Genomic DNA, 19,317 nt, shown 5'->3' on the forward strand with positions numbered 1-19,317 from the left:
CCCCGTCCCGGGCCTGCCCCGGGACCCCGCACCAAACGCGCGCCCATCCACCCGAGCACCCGGCGCAAGGCCGGGGCGCGACACCCACCCCGTCCCGGGCCTGCCCCGGGACCCCGCACCTACCGCCCACGCAGCCACCCGAGGCCCCGGCGCAAGGCCGGGGCGCGACACCCACCCCGTCCCGGGCCTGCCCCGGGACCCCGAACCACCCGGCACCCCGCCAACCGCCACCCCGCAAAGCACCTGTCCGCCGACAGGGCAACCAAACGACCCGGCACCGCGCCGATATGGGAGGATTGAGACATGGCACGCGCAGTGACCCGGCAACGCAAGGCCGTGAACACCGCCCTCGCATGGGCGATCGGTCTGCTGATCTTCTTTCCGATCCTCTGGACCATCCTCACCAGCTTCAAGACCGAGGCGCAGGCGATCAGCGATCCGCCCGTGTTCCTGTTCTTCGACTGGACCCTCGAAAACTACCGGGTCGTGCAGGAGCGTTCGGACTACATGCGGTTCCTCTGGAACTCGGTGATCATCGCCGGCGGCTCCACCGTCCTCGGCCTGATCATCGCCGTGCCCGCGGCCTGGTCGATGGCCTTCGTGCCCTCGCGCCGGACCAAGGACATCCTGCTGTGGATGCTCTCGACCAAGATGCTCCCGGCGGTCGGCGTGCTCTACCCGATCTACCTGCTGTTCATCAAAATGGGCCTGCTCGATACCCGCATCGGTCTGACCGTGGTGCTGATGTTGATCAACCTGCCGATCATCGTCTGGATGCTCTACACCTACTTCAAGGAAATCCCGGGCGAGATCCTCGAGGCCGCGCGCATGGACGGCGCGACCCTTCGCGAAGAGATCCTCTACGTGCTGACGCCGATGGCAGTGCCGGGCATCGCCTCCACCCTGCTGCTCAACATCATCCTCGCCTGGAACGAGGCCTTCTGGACGCTGAACCTGACCGCCGCCAAGGCGGCGCCGCTCACCGCCTTCATCGCCAGCTATTCCAGCCCCGAGGGCCTGTTTTACGCCAAGCTCAGCGCCGCCTCGACCATGGCCATCGCGCCGATCCTGATCCTCGGCTGGTTCAGCCAGAAACAACTCGTCCGCGGCCTGACCTTCGGCGCGGTGAAATAAGGGGAAACTCATGGGACGCATCGTTCTCGACAACGTCACGAAAAGCTTCGGCAACGTTCAGGTCATCCCCCCGCTGGACCTGACCATCGACGACGGCGAATTCACCGTCTTCGTCGGCCCCTCCGGCTGCGGCAAGTCCACCCTGTTGCGCCTGATCGCGGGGCTGGAGGATGTCTCCAGCGGCCAGATCCGCATCGACCGCGAGGACGCGACCAACGTGCCCCCGGCCAAGCGGCGGCTGGCAATGGTGTTCCAGTCCTACGCGCTCTACCCCCACATGTCGGTGCGCAAGAACATCGCCTTCCCCCTGCGCATGGCAGGAATGGACAAGGCCGAGATCGACAAGCGGGTCGAAAACGCGGCCGCGGTGCTGAACCTTTCGGACTACCTCGACCGGCGGCCCGGCCAGCTCTCGGGTGGCCAGCGCCAGCGCGTCGCCATCGGCCGCGCCATCGTGCGCGAACCGGCGGCCTTCCTCTTCGACGAACCGCTGTCGAACCTCGACGCCGCCCTGCGCGTGGGGATGCGCCTCGAGATCTCCGAACTGCACGAACGTCTCAAGACCACGATGATCTACGTCACCCACGACCAGGTCGAGGCGATGACCATGGCCGACAAGATCGTCGTGCTGCGCGCCGGTCACATCGAGCAGGTGGGCAGCCCGCTCGAACTCTACCACACCCCGCGCAACACCTTCGTCGCGGGCTTCATCGGTTCGCCCAAGATGAACCTGATCGAGGGGCCGGAAGCCACCCGCCACGGCGCCCACACCATCGGCATCCGCCCCGAGCACATCGCGGTGTCGCCAACCGGCGGAGAGTGGTCCGGCGTCGTCGGCGTGTCCGAGCACCTCGGCTCCGACACCTTCCTCCACATCCACGAGACCGGCCTCGCCGAGACCATCACCGTGCGCGCCGGCGGAGAGGTGTCGTTCCGCCACGGCGACCGCGTCACGCTCTCCCCGCGTGCCGACGTGATCCACAAGTTCGACGCCCAAGGCCTGAGACAAGAATGAAACGACTGGACGGAAAATGCGCGCTGATCACCGGCGCCGCCCGCGGCATTGGCCGCGCCTTTGCCGAAGCCTACCTGCGCGAGGGCGCCCGGGTGGCCATCGCCGATATCGACATCGGGCGCGCCCGTGAGACTGCAACCGCGCTCGGCGCAGAGGCCATCGCGGTGGAAATGGACGTGACCCGGCAGGACAGTATCGAACAGGCGGTGACACAGGCCGTCGACGGCATGGGCCGCATCGACATCCTCGTGAACAACGCCGCGCTGTTCACCGCCGCCCCCCTCGTCGAGATCGACCGCACCGACTACGACCGCGTCTTCGGCGTCAACGTGGCCGGAACGCTCTTCACCATGCAGGCGGTCGCGCGCCACATGATCGCGCGCGGCGGCGGCGGCAAGATCATCAACATGGCCAGCCAGGCGGGCCGCCGGGGCGAGCCCCTTGTCGCGGTCTACTGCGCCACCAAGGCCGCCGTGATCAGCCTGACCCAGTCCGCCGGGCTCAACCTGATCGAACACGGCATCAACGTGAACGCCATCGCCCCCGGCGTGGTGGACGGCGAGCACTGGGACGGCGTCGACGCCTTCTTTGCCAAGTACGAGAACAAGGCCCCCGGCCAGAAGAAGAAAGAGGTCGGCGAGGCCGTGCCCTACGGGCGCATGGGCACCGCCGAGGATCTGACCGGCATGGCGATTTTCCTCGCCGGCCCCGAGTCCGACTACATCGTGGCGCAATGTTACAACGTGGATGGCGGCCAATGGATGAGCTGATGAAACTCTCCGCCGAAACCCTCGCGCCCCTCGCCTCCCGCGTGGCGACCCCGGCCTACGATCGCTCCGCGCTGACCCCCGGGATCCTGCACATCGGCGTGGGCAACTTCCACCGCGCCCATCAGGCCATCTATCTCGACGACCTGTTCAATCTCGGCGAAGGCCACGACTGGGCCATCGTCGGCGCGGGGATCAAACCCTTCGACGCCGCCCGGCGCGACGCGCTGCAGGGACAGGACTGGCTGACCACCGTGGTCGAGATGAGCCCGGGCCGCACCGATGCCCGCGTCACCGGCGCGATGATCGACTTCTGCGAGATCGACGCCACACGGATCATCGCCCATATCGCCGATCCGGCCATCCGCATCGTCTCGCTCACCATCACCGAGGGCGGCTACTACATCGACGCCCAGACCGGCGCCTTCGACACCGCCCACCCCGAGATCCGCTCCGACGCCGCCGACCCGGACTCGCCGCAGACGGTCTTCGGCATCCTGCTCGCGGGTCTGCGCGCGCGCCGCTTCGCCGGGCACCCGCCTCCGGCCATCCTCTCCTGTGATAACCTGCCCGAGAACGGCCACGTCACCCGCGCCGCCGTCGTCGGCCTTGCCGGGCTGATCTCCGAGGAACTGCGCGACTGGATCGCCGCCGAGGTCGCCTTCCCGAATTCGATGGTCGACCGCATCACCCCGGCCACCACCGACACCACCCGCGCACTGGTCAGGGACACCTTCGGGATCGACGACGCCTCGCCCGTCATCTGCGAACCCTTCCGCCAGTGGGTGATGGAGGACAACTTCCCGCTGGGCCGACCGGCCCTCGACAAGGTCGGCGCCCAGTTCGTGCCCGACGTGATGCCCTACGAGACGATGAAGCTGCGCATCCTCAACGCCGGGCACGCTGCCATCGCCTACCCTGCCGCCCTGCTGGGCCACGAGGGCGTGCACGAGGCGATGGCGGACCCCGACATCGCCGCATGGCTCGACCAGCTGATGCAGCGCGAGGTGATCCCGGTACTGACGCCGATCCCGGGCGAGAACTACCACGACTACCTCGCCACCTGCGCCGGGCGTTTCGCCAATCCGCAGGTGCGCGACACCATCGCGCGCCTCTGTCAGGACGGGTCGAACCGGCAGCCGAAGTTCGTGCTCCCGACCATCACCGAGGCCCTCGCGGCTGGCAAGCCGATCGACGGCCTCGCGCTGGAGGTAGCCCTGTGGTGCCGCTACTGCGCCGAGACAACCGCGCTCGACGACCCCCGCGCCGAAACGCTGGCCCGGGCCGCCCGGGCCACGCGCGACGATCCCGGCGCCTTCCTCGCCCTCACCGATATCTTCGGCCCCCTTGGCCGCAACGCCGCGCTTGCCGAAGCCTTCGCCCGGGCGATAGACCGGCTCTGGACCGGCGACGCGCGCGCGGTCCTGCGCGACTACCTGAATGGCGAGACGACCTGACATGATCCTCTGCTGCGGCGAGGCCCTGATCGACATGATCCCCGGCACCACCGGCGCCGGGGCCGATGCCTTCGTGCCGCACGTCGGGGGTGCCATCTTCAACACCGCCATCGCACTCGGTCGCCTCGGCACCGCCACGGGTATGCTCACCGGCCTCTCCACCGACCTGTTCGGGCACACCCTCGGCGCGGCCCTCGCGGCAAGCCACGTGGACACCTCGCTGGTGATCCACTCCGACCGCCACTCGACGCTCGCCTTCGTGCACCTTGTCGACGGTCACGCGACTTACACCTTCTTCGACGAGAACTCGGCCGGTCGCATGCTGACCCCGGAGGACCTCCCGGCCATTTCCGCGGACGTCACCGCGCTCTACTTCGGCGGCATCAGCCTCGCCTGCGAACCCGGTGCCGACACCTACGCCGCGCTCGCCGAAACCGCCTCCGCCGGGCGCGCCATGATGCTCGACCCGAACATCCGCCCGGGCTTCATCCGCGACATCGGGCGCTACCGCGCAAGGCTCGACCGCATGGTCCGCCACGCCGATATCGTCAAGGTGTCGGACGAGGACCTGAACTGGATCATCCCCGAGCCGCTCTCCCTGCGGGAAAAGATCGACACGCTGCTCGACAAGGGCCCGGCACTGGTGATCCTGACCCGCAGTCAGGACGGCGCCACCGGCTTCATGGCCGACGGCACCGAGGTTCACGCCCCTGCCACGCGCGTGCAGGTCGTCGACACCGTCGGCGCGGGCGATACCTTCAACGCCGGTGTGCTCGCCAAGCTCTCCGAACTGGGACAGTTGGAAAAGACCCGCCTCCGTTCGCTGGCGCCGGACGCGCTGGAACAGGCGCTGCGCCACGGTGCCCGCGTCGCCGCCGTCACGGTCTCGCGCGCCGGGGCCAATCCGCCCTGGGCCTCCGAACTATAAGCCTGCGCTCAGGCGCAGACCCGGTCCGAGGCCAGCACTTCCAGATCCCGCGACCCCACGCGGATCGAGCGGGGCTGCAACCCGTAGATCCGGCGGATCGAATGGCTGAAATGGCTCGAGTCGGGATAACCGAGGGCAAAGGCCACATCGGTCAGGCTGCTGTCGTGGTTGGCGTGATAGAGGAACCCCCGCGCCTGTTTCCACATCCTCAGCGCCCGGAACGAAACGCCGGTCTGTTCCTTGAACAGATGCAGGAAGCGCGAGGTCGACAGTCCCGCCTCCCCGGCGCAGGTATCCGCCGACAGGCGCGTCTCGCGGTCTTCCTCGTCGAACCGCTCCAGCACCGTCTCGATCCGCGCGTCGAGCGTCCGCCCCGCCAGCGCGCGGCCCAGCACCAGCCGGTCAAAGGTCTCGGCTGACGGCGGCTCGCTGTCGGGCAACTGCCGCAACCGCCCGGCGGCCCCGCGGATCCGCGCAATCGCCACCGACTGGTCCCCGCCCCCGTTCAGCGTCTCGATCAACCGCTCCAGCGCCTCGGCTTCCACCCGTTCCGGCTCGATCAACAGGCTGATGATCCGCCCCGAGCGCGTCTCGGCCCTGTGCGCGCATCCGGGCGCCAGTGCGGCGATCTCGCGCTCCTGCCACGGCCCGTCGCCGATCTTGATCCGCACCGGCCCCTCCGGCGCCACGTAAATCCCCGCGCCGCCCATGCGCCTTGTCTTCATGCCACGCCCCAGCAGCCCGGCGTAGAACACCCGGTCTCGCGTGCACAGCATGAATTTGCCGCTTTCGGTTTCCCCGGTCATGGCCTGCCTCCCGTCAGTCGCATGATCGCGCGGCATGCCACTCCGGGCATCGCCGCCTTGTCTCCTCGCCCAGAGCCTAGGTTCGGTCCTGACCCCGGTCAATTCGCGACGCGGCGTCCCAGCGTCTTGCCACAAGCGCGTTCTCCGGCAATCTGCCAGAAGGAGAAAACCACGCGGGGAGATGGATCGTGCTGCAACTCTGGCATTGCGTGAACGCGCGCTCGTTCCGGGCGCTCTGGGCGCTCGAGGAACTGGAACTCGACTACGACCTGAGGGTGCTGCCCTTTCCGCCCCGGGTGTTCCAGAAGGACTTCCTCGACCAGAACCCGCTCGGCACCATCCCCCTGCTCGTCGACGGCGAGACCCGGATGACCGAATCCGCGGCCATCGCCCATTACCTCGGGCGGCGTCACGGCGGCGGCAGGCTGACCTGCGACGAGGCCCACCCCGAGTTCGGGGCCTATCTCAACTGGCTGCACCACGGCGAGGCGACGCTGACCTTCCCGCAGACCCTCGTGCTGCGCTACAGCCGCTTGGAGCCGCCGGAACGCCGCCTACCACAGGCCGCCGAAGACTACCGCGTCTGGTTCCTCGCCCGCCTCCGCCTTGCCGAGCAGACCCTCTCGGACGGCCGCAGCTTCCTGCTCAAGACCGGGTTCACCATGGCCGATATCTCGGTGGCCTATGCCATGCAGGTCGCGCTCATGATCGACCTGCGCGACGACCTCCCGCCGCTCTGCCTCGCGTGGTACGAAAGGCTGACCGCGCGCCCCGCCTTCCAGCGTGCGCAGGAGGTTCAGCTCGCAGCAGCGAAACAGGCCCAGATCGGCGGCGTCACCCTCTAACCCTTGCGCAGCGCGGGCAGCCCGACGCCGGTGCTCTCGAACCCGCCATCGGCGGCGATGATCTGGCCGGTGACATAACTCGCCCGCTCCGAGCAGAGAAAGACCACCACCTCGGCAATCTCGCGCTCGCTGCCGTAGCGATTCAGCGGGATCGCGTCGTGATAGGCGTCGATGATGTCCTGCGTGTGCACCGCCATCGCCAGCTTGGTGCGCACCGGCCCCGGACAGACGCAATTGGCGCGGATGCCGTATTCGCCCAGTTCCGCCGCCTGCTGCTTGGTCAGATGGATCACCGCAGCCTTCGAGGTTCTATAGGCAACGCGCAGGGTCGAGGCCCGCAGCCCCGAGATCGACCCGATGTTGACCAGCGCGCCCCGGCTTTCCTTCAGCGCCGGCGTCGCCTCCTGCGAGAGCAGGAACACCCCGTCGAGGTTGGTGGCCATCACCCGGCGCCAACGGGCAAAGTCGGTCTCTTCAATCGGCCCGAAATCCGCCACCCCGGCGTTGTTCACCAGCGCGTCGATCCGCCCGAAGGCGGCCAGCGCCCCCGCGACGATCGCCCTAACCTGCTCCGGCTCCGACACGTCATGCGTCAGCGCCACCACGCCCTCCAGCGTCCCGGCGGCGGCCTCCAGTTCGGCCCCGTCGCAATCCACCATCGCGACGCGCCAGCCGTCTTCCAGAAACAGTTTCGTGGTGGCAAGCCCGATCCCCCGTGCAGCCCCCGTGACCAGAGCAACCTTGCCCGTCATGCTGTCCTCCTCCTTGTCCTCCCGCGCGGCGCACGTCCGTCCGCCCGCGCAGACAGGATCATCCCGAGCCCGGCGGGACTGTCAATGTCGGGGAACCTCAGTGCGCGCGGCGCCAGCGATGCAGGATGTCGGCGCCAATCGCGCGGGTCTCGACCAGATCGAAGCGCGGCGCGTTCGCCAGCCGGTCGATGCCCAGCGCACCGATGGAGGGCAGCCCCTCCGCCCCGATGGCCAGACCCGCGGAAAAACCCACCATCTCGTCCACCAGGTCGGCGGTCAGCAAGGAGGCCGCCAATGTGCCGCCCCCTTCGCAGAACACCCGCGTCAGCCCGGCATGCCCGAGTTGCGCCAGCATGTCGGCGGCGTCGATCTGGCCGCTGGTCAGGCGGCAGCCGAACAGCCGCGCCCCCAGCCCTTCCCACGCCTTCAGCCGCTCGGTATCCGCGCCGTGCCCGTGACACAGCCAGACCGGTGTCTGCCGTGCGGTCCGCGCCAACTGGCTGATCAGCGGCAGGTCCAGCCGCCGCGAGGCGATGATCCGAACCGGCTGGTGTTCGATCCCAAGGTCGCGCACGGTCAGCGAGGGGTCATCGGCCCGCGCCGTCCCCGCCCCGACCATCACCGCGTCGTGGCGCGCGCGCATGGCATGCACCTCGCGCCGCGCCTCGGGCCCGGTGATCCACTTGCTCTGCCCCGTCGCGGTGGCGATCCGGCCATCGAGGCTCGAGGCAAGCTTCAGCGTGACAAAGGGGCGCCCCTGCTCGGTCTTCATGAAGAACCCGGCGTGATCCAGCGCCGCCTCGTCCTCCAGCACGCCGGTCGTCACCTCGACCCCCGCCGCACGCAGCAGGGCAAACCCCTGCCCCGCAACCCGGGTATCGCTGTCCTCGATTGCCGCAACCACCCGGGCGACGCCCGCAGCGATCAGCGCCTCGGCGCAGGGCGGTGTCTTGCCGTGGTGGGAACAGGGCTCCAGCGTCACATAGGCCGTTGCCCCCCGGGCCAGCGCTCCGGCCTGTGCCAGCGCCTCGACCTCGGCATGGGGCCTGCCTCCCGGCTGGGTCCAGCCGCGCCCGACGATCCTGCCATCGCGCACGATGACGCAGCCGACCGCCGGGTTGGGCCAGCAATTGCCCTGTCCACGCCGCCCGAGGGCCAGCGCAAGGGCCATGTACCTCTTGTCGGTGTCTTTCACTCTTCCGGCGGCACCGGTGGCCGCAGTTCGTGGACGAAGTCCTCGAAATCATCTGCCGCTTGAAAGTTTTTGTAAACACTCGCGAAGCGCACGTAGGCCACGGTGTCGATCCGCGCCAGCGCCTCCATCACGATCTCGCCGATCTTCTTCGAGGGAATATCGGTCTCGCCCATGCTCTCCAGACGGCGCACGATGCCCGAGATCATCTGGTCGATCCGCTCCGGGTCGATCGGACGCTTCTGCATCGAGATGCGGATGGACCGTTCTAGCTTGTCCCGGTCGAAATCCTCGCGCTTGCCGCTGGTCTTGATGACCACGAGATCGCGCAGCTGGACGCGCTCGTAGGTCGTGAAGCGACCACCGCACGCGGGGCAGAAGCGCCTCCGCCGGATCGAGACGTGATCCTCGGCCGGACGGCTGTCCTTCACCTGGGTGTCGATGTTGCCGCAAAACGGACAGCGCATGGCTATTCCCCATTACTTTCGATTGGGGGGCTACTCCCCTTACCCACATCGACTATAGGCGGACAGTCAAGCGTTGTGTAGTGCTATTTCTGTGACACTATATCCTGTGGCAACTTACACGCATTTCACCCGCTAGTCTGTTGATTTTTCGGGCAGACCCTCGCCCGCCCGCAGTCAGCCAGAGAAATGCGCCGCCACCCGGCGGCTGTGCGGGGCGTCCCGGTGCTCGAACAGGTAGATCCCCTGCCATGTGCCCAGCAGGGGCCGCCCCTCGCTCACCGGAACCGAGAGCGAAACGGGCAGCACTGCCGCCTTGATATGGGCGGGCATGTCGTCCGGGCCTTCCAGCGTGTGCTGCAGGTAGGACAGCGACGGATCGGTCGCGGGCGGCACGAACCGCCCGAGCCAGGCCATCAGATCGGTCCGGACATCGGGATCGGCATTTTCCTGGATCAACAGCGAGCACGAGGTGTGCCGGACGAACAGCGTAAGCAGCCCATCGCCCGCGCCCTCCTGCCGCAGCCAGCCGCAGACCTCCCGCGTGAACTCGTAAAGCCCCTGCCCCCGCGTCCGCAGGGTGAATTCGGTCAGCACGCCGCGTCCCTCAGTGCAGTTCCCACTCGAGGTTGCAGTAGTTCTGCGCGAAAGCGGAGGACAGGTTGTCGCCAACCGTCTTCATGTTCAGCAGGACGGTCTTCTGCCCCGGGGTCACGCCGGGCGGCGGTGTCATCGAGAACTGGACGGCGGACTTGCCGGCGCCGGTCTCGGGCGCAGCCCGCCCCCGCGTGATGTAGATGCGGTCGGCGGCCCGTGCCCGCAGCACCCGCACCGCGTAGTCGCCCGCCGCGCACCAGAGCTGCGCGCCGCCGTCTCCGGGGCGCGCAATCACTTCAAAGCTGCCGTCCGGCAAGGGGTTCACCTTGTTCCGGTTCAGCGCCACCCAGGGGGCCGCAGTCACCGATGTCGCGGTCATGGTCAGCGCGACTGCCATGATGCTCAGGGATTTCAACATCCGCTGCTCTCCTCTCGTGGCCCGGTCAGGTCCGCTACCTGCGCCGGATCATGCTGCCTTTGTCCGCGTCGAAGTCATGACAATACTGCTGGGCGAACGCCGCAGTCAGGTTGTCTCCCATCACCTTCACCGACAGCGAATATCCCGGATCGGCCGCACCGGAGGCCGGCGGGCTCAGCGAGAACTGCACGGTGGCCTTGCCGCCATACTGGCTGCTGCGGCTGGATGGTTTGACGATATAGATTCGCTGGGCGGCAGCGGCACCAAGCTGCCGCAATGCATAGTCCCCCGCCGCACACCAGAAATTCGACGCCCCCGATCCCGGCCGCGACACGACCTCGAAGGCTCCGTTCCCGGCAGGAAAGACTTCCAAGAGGTTCACCGCGCGCCATGCAAAGGAGGCGGCGGGAACGAGGGCCAGACTGGCCCCAAGAACAACGACTGACAAATGCTTCATCTTAAAGAGCCTTTCTCGTGAATGACCCGACCCATGCGCAGAGGGTAGCTGCTCCGCGCCGCAAGGCAATATGAAGCGGATCACAAATTGGGCAACTTGCGGCAAAGCTGCCGGGCCCGAACTAAACCAAGGCAAGAAAAAGGGGCGGAAGTTACTCCGCCCCGATGGTCATCCTGTCCGTTCCGGATCGTCCTGCGATCACTGATCCAGGAACGAGCGCAGCTTGCGCGAGCGGCTCGGGTGCTTGAGCTTGCGCAGCGCCTTCGCCTCGATCTGACGGATACGCTCGCGGGTCACACTGAACTGCTGGCCCACCTCTTCCAGCGTGTGGTCGGTGTTCATGCCGATGCCAAAACGCATCCGTAGAACCCGCTCCTCGCGCGGGGTGAGCGACGCCAGAACGCGGGTCGTCGTCTCCTTGAGGTTTTCCTGAATCGCGGAATCCAGCGGCAGAACGGCGTTCTTGTCCTCGATGAAGTCGCCCAGCTGCGAATCTTCCTCGTCGCCGATCGGCGTTTCGAGCGAGATCGGCTCCTTGGCGATCTTCATCACCTTGCGGACCTTCTCGAGCGGCATCTGCAGCTTCTCGGCCAGTTCTTCCGGGGTCGGCTCGCGGCCGATCTCGTGCAGCATCTGGCGGCCGGTCCGGACCAGCTTGTTGATCGTCTCGATCATATGCACCGGGATACGGATGGTGCGCGCCTGGTCCGCGATGGACCGGGTGATCGCCTGCCGGATCCACCACGTCGCATAGGTCGAGAACTTGTAGCCGCGGCGGTACTCGAACTTGTCCACGGCCTTCATCAGGCCGATGTTGCCTTCCTGAATCAGGTCAAGGAACTGCAGACCGCGGTTGGTGTACTTCTTCGCGATCGAGATCACGAGGCGGAGGTTCGCCTCGACCATTTCCTTCTTGGCCTGACGGGCTTCCTTCTCGCCCTTCTGGACCTGCGCGACGATGCGGCGGAATTCGCTGATGTCGAGGCCGACGTACTGGCCGACTTGCGCCATGTCCGACCGCAGTTCCTCGACCTTCTCGGTCGAGCGCTCGATGAACATCTGCCAGCCCCGGCCCGGCTTGTCCGCCATGTCGGTCAGCCAGTTGGGGTCGAGTTCGCGGCCACGGTACTCGTCTACGAATTCACGGCGGTTGATGCGGGCCTGGTCGGCCAGCTTCACCATCGCGCTGTCAATCGCCATCACGCGGCGGTTGATACCGTACAGCTGGTCGATCAGCGCTTCGATACGGTTGTTGTGCAGGTGCAGCCCGTTCACCAGAACGACGATCTCCGAGCGCAGGCGCTGGTACTGGTCCTCGTCCGCATCCGAGAAGGAATCGTCCTCGTTCAGCGTGGCCGAAATCCGGCTGTCCTGCATCTCCGACAGCGTCGAATAGTCGTTGGCGATGCGCTCCAGCGTGTTCAGAACCTGATCCTTCAGGGCCGCTTCCATCGCCGCCAGCGACATGTTCGCCTGCTCGTCATCCTCGTCGTCGTCATCCTTGGCAATCGGGTTGCCGTCGGCGTCGAGCTCGGGGGAATCGTCCTTCTCGGCCTTGGGCGTCTCGACGTTGTTGGCCGAGACGATAGGCTCGTCCACGTCGCCGTCTTCGTCCAGCTGATTGCCGAAAGTGGTTTCAAGGTCGATGACATCGCGCAGCAGGATGTCCTCGGACAGAAGTTCGTCGCGCCAGATGGTGATCGCCTGGAACGTCAGCGGGCTTTCGCAGAGCCCCGCGATCATGGTGTTGCGACCGGCCTCGATCCGCTTGGCGATGGCAATCTCGCCCTCGCGGCTCAGCAGTTCGACCGAGCCCATCTCGCGCAGGTACATCCGGACCGGATCGTCGGTACGGTCGAGTTTCTCGTTGCCACCGGTCGAAAGAGCGACTTCACGCGCGTCGTTCTGGGCCACGACCTCGGTCGAGCCCTTGTTCTCTTCTTCCTCGGCTTCCTCGTCCTCGATGATGTTGATGCCCATCTCGGAGAGCATCGACATCACGTCCTCGATCTGCTCCGAGCTGACCTGATCCGGCGGCAGAACCTGGTTGAGCTGGTCGTAGGTGATGTAGCCCTTCTCGCGCGCCTCGGCGATCATCTTCTTGACCTGGGCCTGGCTCATGTCGAGCGAGATCTCGGCATCCTGCTCTTCGGTCTTGGTCTCGTCGTTGTCTTTGGCAGCCATGCATTGCTCCTGCGCGGGGTCTTCGGGCGATTCGCTGATCTGCGAATCAATAGCGCGATCTGATGATTCGGCTACCCGTTTACCCAATTTTCTTTGGCGTTCCCTCAGGAAAACGCTTCACTGTTGCCGTTTGGAGTAACCAATCTGTTCCAACAAAGAGGCAAAAGCGTTGCGTTCATCCCGGTTGATTCGGGCTCCGTTCTCGCCGGTGTCGTACTCTGCCCTGTCCTCCTGCTGCGACCGCATCGCCCGGTTCCGCGCCTCGGCCGCCTGGCCAAGGCGCCAGGTCAGGGCCTCGTCACTCCCAAGGGACAGATCCTCCACGGCATCCGCGATCTCGGCGCTCAGCCCTCGTTGCGCCTGAAGTTTTGCGAGTTCCTCGCCCAGCGTCATTTCCGCCAGCTCAACATCGCCCGGTTTGCGCACCGAAGGGTTGATGGCCACATGGCGAAGCGAGAACAGGTTTTCAAGAGGCTCGGGTCCGATTGACGAGAGAATCTCCCGTTCAAGGTGATCGGCGTCCGAGGTCGGCACCCTCAGGATGAGGTTGCGCAGATCGCGCCGGTCGCTGTCGTGGCACTCCATCTGCTCGATCCCCGCCTCGAACTGCGGCACGATGGCGGGCGTCCGGATCAGCACCGCAAGGATCACCGCCTCGCGCATCGCGATCTCGGCCTTCTCGTCGCCCGAGACCAGCGGAGAGGTCTTGGTCGAGGCCAGCGCGCCCGGCGTCGCCTTGCGCCCCGGGGTCCAGTCCTTGCCCGACCGCCACTCGCGCTTCGGACGTTCGCCTCCCTGCCCCGCCCCGCGGTTGCGGAACAGATCCCACCGCAGCGACTTGATCTCTTCGCCATAGTGGCTGCGGATGGACGGGTCCTTGATCTGCTTGATCTTTTCCCGCAGCACCTTGTCCAGCGCGGCCTTGCGCTCGGGGCTGTCAAAGACCTTGCCCTCGGTCTCGCGCTGCCACAGCAGCTTGACCATCGGCATCGCCCCGTCGAGGATCGCCTGCACCGCGTCGCGCCCCTCGCTCCGGATCAGGTCGTCGGGGTCCTGCCCCTCGGGCATGATGGCGAACCGCAGCGACTGCCCCGCCTCCAGCAGCGGCAGCGACAGGTCGATCAGCCGCATGGCGGCGTTCAGCCCGGCCTTGTCCCCGTCCAGCGCGATGATCGGCTCCGGCGCGATGCGCCACAGCATCCGCAGCTGGTTCTCGGTGATTGCGGTGCCAAGCGGCGCAACCGCAGCATTGAAGCCGCCGGAATCGAGCGCGATCACGTCCATGTAGCCCTCGGCCACGATCAGCGGCTGGCCCTTGCCCGCCGCTTCCCGCGCGGGGCCGTGATTGAACAGGCTGTGCCCCTTGTCGAACAGCTCGGTCTCGGGCGAGTTCAGGTACTTGGCGTTGTCGTTCGGGTCCATCGCCCGTCCGCCAAAGGCGATGCAGCGCCCGCGCGCATCCCGGATCGGAAACATGATCCGGTTGCGGAAGGTATCGTAGGGCTTCTTGCCCTTGTTCGAGGGCTTGGCCAGCCCCGCGCCAAGGATCAGCTCCTCCTCCACGCCCTTGCCGCGCAGGTGATCCCACAGCGCCTGCCAGCCGTCGGGCGCAAACCCGATCTCCCAGCGCTCCAGCGCCGCGTCATCCAGCTTGCGCCGGGCAAGGTAGTCGCGGGCCGGTCCGGCCGCGCCGGTGCGCAGCTGCAGGCGGAAGAACTGCACCGCCTGCTCCATCACCTCGACCAGCTGGCCGCGCTTGTCCGACTTCTTCTGCGCCTGCGGATCGCGCGCCGGCAGCGGCATCCCCACCTCCCGCGCGAGGATTTCCACCGCCTCCATGAAACCGACGTTCTCGGTCTCCTGAATGAAACTCAGCGCGTCGCCCTTCGCGTGGCAGCCGAAGCAGTAGTAGAATCCCTTGCGGTCATCCACGTGGAACGAGGCCGATTTCTCTTGGTGGAACGGGCACGGCGCCCACATGTCGCCCTTGCCCTGGTTCGACTTCCGGCTGTCCCACATGACCTTGCGCCCGACAACCTGCGAGAGGCTGGCGCGGCTGCGAAGTTCATCCAGGAATCCGGGGGGCAGGCTCATGAGGTTTTATAGCGGAGGCCGAGGCCCCAGGTCCAGAGGATCGGCATCGCGGATCCGGCGCGCGCCTGCGCGCTGCCGCTCCGCGAGGCACTCCCCGGCCCGTCCTCAGTTCTTGACGCAGACCTCGTTCCACGCCTCGGCAAGGTCGTAGTTCCGCACGATCCGCATCTTCTTCTCGTAGACCCACGGCGCGATCAGCGGGATCGTCGCATTGTAGTTCTCGGGCCAGGGCGGGGTCGGATAGGTCTTGGCAATGTAATCCGGCACGTCGCGTTCCTTGACCCGGTCCAGCCGGGCCTTCTGGACCGCTGCAACAACCTGGGCCTGGTGGCCGCAATCCTCGGCCTTGTCCACCGCGGCAAGGGCGGGGCTGGCAAGAAGGCTGGCGACAAGTGCGAGGCGGATCATCATGGGCATACTCCGGAATCAAATGACTTGCCCGGCACTCTAGAGCGATCGGGGCGAAACGGAAACCGCCCGCCCCCTCCGTCGCTCAGCGGCGCGCGGTCACGCCCTGCATCGCGGTCTTCAGATCATGCACCAGCGTCGCCGCCATCGACCGGAACACCATGATCATGAACGCCTGCGGCCCCACGCGGGTCACCGAGGACATCATGTGCATCAGTTCGGTCCGCGCGGTGCGGCCCTCGGCAAAAACCTGCGGACGCAAGTCCAGCGGCACCAGGCGCGCCAGCACGTCCTCGCAGCCCTCGCCCTCGAGGCGCACCACGACCCATGCATCGCTCTGGTCGGTCACCGCCGCCGCGTCGCCCAGCCCCTCGGCTGCGCCACCGACCAGCATGTACTGGTTCTGGCCGAACCACAGCACCCGGCCACCCGCCGCGGCACCGCTTTCCCCAGGCCCCGGCAAACCCGCGCCCAGCGCTGCCTCCAGCGCCGCCGCACCGCCCTTGAACGGCATCAACGAGGTCAGCGCAGTCGGCACCTCCTCGGTCAGGCTCAGCTTGCCGATGGTGACGGGCAGCAGCCCGTCCCCCGCGCTCTTGGCTACCAGTTCAACCACGCACGCGCCCTCCCTCGGGATCGAAGGCAACCGGGTCGATCACCTCGCAATAGGTTTCCAGACCGCGCAGGTGGTCGACCATACGGATGGTCTCGCCATGACGCGCGCGCCCGTTCTTCAGGAAGCCCATGCCCAGCATGTGGCCCAGCGTCGGCGAGAAGGCCACCGAGGTCACGTAGCCCTGATCGTTCACGCGCACCGCCTCCTCCTTCTCGTTGAACAGGTGCGCCCCGGCGGCCAGCTGCTTGACCGGCCCAACGGGCTTCAGCCCCACCAGCTGTTCGCGGTCGTCCCCGAACAGGCCCGGACGCTCGGACATGGTCTTGCCGATACAGTCCTTCTTGCCCGAGACCATCTTCTCCAGCCCCACGTCAAAGGCCGTGGTGCGCCCGTGGATCTCGGCATGGGTAATGAAGCCCTTCTCGATCCGCAGCACGTTCAGCGCCTCCATGCCGTAGGGCCCGCCGCCCTTCTCCTCGGCGCGCGCCATCAGCAGGCGGAACAGGCTGTCGCCATAGCGCGCCGGCACCGCCAGTTCATAGGCATGCTCGCCCGAGAAGGAGATGCGGAACAGCCGCCCCTTGACGCCCGCCACCTCGACGGCGCCGCAGGCCATGAAGGGCCAGTCGCCTTCCGACAGCGGCTCGTCGAGCAGTTCGTCCAGCAACTCGCGCGACTTCGGACCGGCCACGGCGAACTGCGCCCATTGCTCGGTCACCGAGATGAAGTTCACGTCGAGGTCCGGCCGCAACCCCTGATGCACGAACTCCAGATGCCGCATCACCTCCCCCGCCGCAGCGGTGGTGGTGGTCATCACGTAATGGGTCTCGCTCAACCGCGCGGTGGTGCCGTCGTCCATGACGAAGCCGTCCTCGCGCAGCATCAGCCCATAGCGGCAGCGCCCCACCTTCAGCGTCGAGAAGGTGTTGGTATAGACGAAGTCGAGGAACTCGGCCGCGTCCTTGCCCTGAATGTCGATCTTGCCCAGCGTCGAGACATCGCAGACGCCCACGCTCTCGCGCACCATGTTGACCTCGCGGTCGCAGGATTGCCGCCAGGTGGTCTCGCCCGAAACCGGGAAATAGCTGGGGCGATACCACAGCCCCGCCTCGATCATCGGCGCGCCGCGCTCCACGCTCGCCTTGTGCGAGGTGGTAAAGCGCTGCGGGGCAAAGCCCTTGCCCTGCGACCCGGCCCCCATCGCGGCGATCGAGACCGGCACATAGGGCGGACGGAAGGTGGTGGTCCCGGTCTCGGGGATCGCCCGCCCGGTCACGTCGGCCAGGATCGCCAGCGCCGCCACGTTCGAGTTCTTGCCCTGATCGGTCGCCATGCCCTGCGTGGTATAGCGCTTCATGTGCTCGACCGAGCGGAAGTTCTCCACCGCCGCCTGCTTGACGTCCTTCACGGTCACATCGTTCTGGAAATCGAGCCAGGCGCGGCCCTTGCCCGGCACCGCCCAGAGCGGGGCAATGCGGTAGGGGTCGTCCTCGGCGGCCGGCAGTTCCACCGCGCCTCCGGCCACGCCCAGCGCATCCAGCGCCTCGGCGGCAGCCTCGGCCCCGGCCCGCAGGCAGCCCGCAGTCGAGAAGACCCCGTTGCAGGCCCCCGCCGCGCGCATCCCCGGGATCGCGCCCTCGGCAGGCACAAAGGCTTCGAGGTCCTGATTCCAAACCGGCCGTCCGCCCATGTGGCAGGTCATGTGCACCGTGGGGTTCCAGCCGCCCGACATGGCCAGACAGTCCGTCTGCAGCTTGTCCTCACCCGACACGCTGCGGATGGTGATGCTCTCCAGCCCCAGCCGCCCGCCGCTGTCGCAAACCTGCGCGCCCTTCAGCACGCGCACGCCCGCGCAATCCGGCGCATCGTGGCGCGAGTCGATCAGGGCTGCCACGTGCACACCCGCATCCAGCAGGTCGCGCGCGGTGCGGTGCCCGCTGTCGTTGTTGGTGAACACCGTCACCATCTTGCCCGGGCTCACGCCCCAGCGGTTCAGATAGGCGCGCACGGCGCCCGCCGTCATGATCCCCGGCCGGTCGTTGTTGCGGAAGGCGACAGGCCGTTCCAGCGCCCCGGCGGCCAGGATCGAGCGCTTGGCCACGATCCGCCAGAAGCATTCCAGCGGCGTGCCCGCGCGGCCGATAGTATGGTGCGCTACCCGTTCCAGCGCGCCAAAGGTGCCGCCGTCATGGGCGCCCGTCACCGTGGTGCGCGGCATCAGGCGGACATTGGGCATCTCGCCCAGCTCCTCCAGCACCTCGCGCACCCACTCGGCCCCGGGCATCCCGTCAACCTCGTGCGTCTCCGCCAGCAGCCGCCCGCCCAGGCTCGCATCCTCGTCGGCAAGGATCACGTCGGCCCCGGCCCGGCCCGCCACCAGCGCGGCCATCAGCCCCGTGGGGCCCGCCCCGATTACCAGCAGGTCGCAGAAGGCATAGGCCTTCTCGTAGCTGTCCGCGTTGTTCTCGCCCGACAGCGCGCCAAGGCCCGCGGCCCGGCGGATCGCCGGCTCATAGACCTTCTCCCAGAAGGCTTTCGGCCACATGAAGGTCTTGTAGTAGAACCCCGCCCCGAAGAAAGGCGCGGCCAGGTCGTTCACCTGCAGCGCGTCCCAGGTCAGGTTGGGCCAGCGGTTCTGACTGCGCGCCTCCAGCCCGTGATAGATCTCCTGCACCGTGGCGCGCACGTTCGGCTCCTGCCGCGCGCCCCGCCCGACGGTCACCAGCGCGTTCGGCTCCTCGCTCCCCGCGGTCAGAATGCCGCGCGGACGGTGATACTTGAACGACCGCGCCACCAGCCGCACGTCGTTGGCCAGCAGCGCCGAGGCCAGCGTGTCACCCTCGTAACCCTCGTAGCGCATGCCGTCGAAGGTGAACGAGACCGGGTGCCCCCGGTTGATCAGTCCCTTGCCCTCGACCCTCATGCCCGTGCCTCCGAGGCCAGAACCGCGTCCAGGATCTCGTGGCTCACGGTATTGCGGGTCACCACCAGCCAGGCGCTGCAGCCGGTCTCGTGATACCAGAGCTCGCGGGTCACCCCCGCCGGGTTCTCGCGCAGGTGGAGATAGTCGTTCCACACGCCGTCGCCCGCCTCCGGGTCGGGGCGCTCCAGCGCCACTGCCGCACTCTTGTAGTAGAATTCGCGCCGGTCGCGCTCTCCGCATATCGGACAGGTGATCCTCAT

Annotated in this window: 19 protein-coding genes; 6 read left to right on the forward strand and 13 right to left on the reverse strand. The window is 67.1% G+C overall.

Annotated elements, in window-relative coordinates; translation table 11 throughout:
• Positions 1-303: 303 nt before the first annotated feature.
• From DDT93_RS22305 to DDT93_RS22325, 5 genes are read left to right on the forward strand one after another with little or no spacing between them, the layout of a single operon-like run.
• Positions 304-1,134, forward strand: coding sequence for a carbohydrate ABC transporter permease (locus DDT93_RS22305; protein ID WP_109468124.1), 831 nt, complete (start codon positions 304-306; stop codon positions 1,132-1,134).
• A 10-nt stretch (positions 1,135-1,144) separates the two neighbouring features.
• Positions 1,145-2,149, forward strand: coding sequence for an ABC transporter ATP-binding protein (locus DDT93_RS22310; RefSeq protein WP_109468125.1), 1,005 nt, complete (start codon positions 1,145-1,147; stop codon positions 2,147-2,149).
• Positions 2,146-2,919, forward strand: coding sequence for an L-iditol 2-dehydrogenase (locus DDT93_RS22315; protein ID WP_109468126.1), 774 nt, complete (start codon positions 2,146-2,148; stop codon positions 2,917-2,919). The genes DDT93_RS22310 and DDT93_RS22315 overlap by 4 nt, the downstream gene beginning before the upstream one ends.
• Positions 2,919-4,373, forward strand: a complete 1,455-nt coding sequence (locus DDT93_RS22320; protein WP_198654943.1) for a mannitol dehydrogenase family protein — start codon at positions 2,919-2,921, stop codon at positions 4,371-4,373. The genes DDT93_RS22315 and DDT93_RS22320 overlap by 1 nt, the downstream gene beginning before the upstream one ends.
• A gap of 1 nt (position 4,374) precedes the next feature.
• The gene (locus tag DDT93_RS22325; RefSeq protein ID WP_109468128.1) at positions 4,375-5,301 is read left to right on the forward strand and encodes a carbohydrate kinase family protein; all 927 of its coding nucleotides are present in this window, start codon (positions 4,375-4,377) and stop codon (positions 5,299-5,301) included.
• 8 nt (positions 5,302-5,309) lie between these two features.
• Here DDT93_RS22325 and DDT93_RS22330 read toward each other — a convergent pair whose 3' ends face one another.
• Positions 5,310-6,107 carry a helix-turn-helix transcriptional regulator gene (locus tag DDT93_RS22330; RefSeq protein WP_157960257.1) on the reverse strand — a complete coding sequence of 266 codons (798 nt, stop codon included), beginning with the start codon at positions 6,105-6,107 and terminating at the stop codon, positions 5,310-5,312.
• Positions 6,108-6,295: 188 nt separating this feature from the next.
• Between DDT93_RS22330 and DDT93_RS22335 the strand changes: the two genes are divergently transcribed.
• Positions 6,296-6,952, forward strand: coding sequence for a glutathione S-transferase family protein (locus DDT93_RS22335; RefSeq protein WP_109468130.1), 657 nt, complete (start codon positions 6,296-6,298; stop codon positions 6,950-6,952).
• Here the strand turns inward: DDT93_RS22335 and DDT93_RS22340 are convergent.
• The 12 genes from DDT93_RS22340 to DDT93_RS22400 form a co-directional block, all read right to left on the reverse strand.
• The gene (locus tag DDT93_RS22340) at positions 6,949-7,704 is read right to left on the reverse strand and encodes an SDR family NAD(P)-dependent oxidoreductase (RefSeq protein WP_109468131.1); all 756 of its coding nucleotides are present in this window, start codon (positions 7,702-7,704) and stop codon (positions 6,949-6,951) included. The two genes, DDT93_RS22335 and DDT93_RS22340, sit on opposite strands and share 4 nt — an antisense overlap.
• Positions 7,705-7,801: 97 nt before the next feature.
• Entirely contained in the window at positions 7,802-8,899 is a 1,098-nt protein-coding gene (ribD, locus tag DDT93_RS22345) for a bifunctional diaminohydroxyphosphoribosylaminopyrimidine deaminase/5-amino-6-(5-phosphoribosylamino)uracil reductase RibD (protein WP_269800959.1), read from the reverse strand.
• Positions 8,896-9,363 carry a transcriptional regulator NrdR gene (gene nrdR / locus DDT93_RS22350; RefSeq protein ID WP_109468133.1) on the reverse strand — a complete coding sequence of 156 codons (468 nt, stop codon included), beginning with the start codon at positions 9,361-9,363 and terminating at the stop codon, positions 8,896-8,898. Before nrdR ends, ribD begins: the two co-directional genes overlap by 4 nt.
• 174 nt (positions 9,364-9,537) lie before the next feature.
• A complete protein-coding gene (locus DDT93_RS22355; protein WP_109468134.1) occupies positions 9,538-9,957 on the reverse strand; it encodes a secondary thiamine-phosphate synthase enzyme YjbQ in 420 nt (139 codons plus the stop codon).
• A gap of 10 nt (positions 9,958-9,967) precedes the next feature.
• Positions 9,968-10,375, reverse strand: a complete 408-nt coding sequence (locus tag DDT93_RS26575; protein ID WP_157960258.1) for a hypothetical protein — start codon at positions 10,373-10,375, stop codon at positions 9,968-9,970.
• A gap of 34 nt (positions 10,376-10,409) precedes the next feature.
• Positions 10,410-10,832 carry a hypothetical protein gene (locus DDT93_RS22370; RefSeq protein ID WP_109468137.1) on the reverse strand — a complete coding sequence of 141 codons (423 nt, stop codon included), beginning with the start codon at positions 10,830-10,832 and terminating at the stop codon, positions 10,410-10,412.
• Between the two features lie 198 nt (positions 10,833-11,030).
• Positions 11,031-13,016: an RNA polymerase sigma factor RpoD gene (rpoD, locus tag DDT93_RS22375; protein WP_109468138.1), complete on the reverse strand. Its 1,986-nt coding sequence runs from the start codon at positions 13,014-13,016 to the stop codon at positions 11,031-11,033.
• 117 nt (positions 13,017-13,133) lie between these two features.
• Positions 13,134-15,110, reverse strand: a complete 1,977-nt coding sequence (dnaG, locus tag DDT93_RS22380) for a DNA primase (protein WP_109468139.1) — start codon at positions 15,108-15,110, stop codon at positions 13,134-13,136.
• A 105-nt stretch (positions 15,111-15,215) separates the two neighbouring features.
• A complete protein-coding gene (locus tag DDT93_RS22385; protein ID WP_408607959.1) occupies positions 15,216-15,521 on the reverse strand; it encodes a hypothetical protein in 306 nt (101 codons plus the stop codon).
• A gap of 82 nt (positions 15,522-15,603) precedes the next feature.
• Positions 15,604-16,134: a sarcosine oxidase subunit gamma gene (locus DDT93_RS22390; protein ID WP_109468140.1), complete on the reverse strand. Its 531-nt coding sequence runs from the start codon at positions 16,132-16,134 to the stop codon at positions 15,604-15,606.
• Positions 16,127-19,057: a sarcosine oxidase subunit alpha family protein gene (locus tag DDT93_RS22395; RefSeq protein WP_109468141.1), complete on the reverse strand. Its 2,931-nt coding sequence runs from the start codon at positions 19,055-19,057 to the stop codon at positions 16,127-16,129. The genes DDT93_RS22390 and DDT93_RS22395 overlap by 8 nt, the downstream gene beginning before the upstream one ends.
• On the reverse strand, positions 19,054-19,317 hold the full coding sequence (locus DDT93_RS22400) for a sarcosine oxidase subunit delta (RefSeq protein WP_109468142.1): 264 nt from the start codon (positions 19,315-19,317) through the stop codon (positions 19,054-19,056). Before DDT93_RS22400 ends, DDT93_RS22395 begins: the two co-directional genes overlap by 4 nt.

It is taken from the genome of Albibacillus kandeliae, from assembly GCF_003116585.1.
Classification (GTDB): Bacteria; Pseudomonadota; Alphaproteobacteria; order Rhodobacterales; family Rhodobacteraceae; genus Albibacillus; species Albibacillus kandeliae.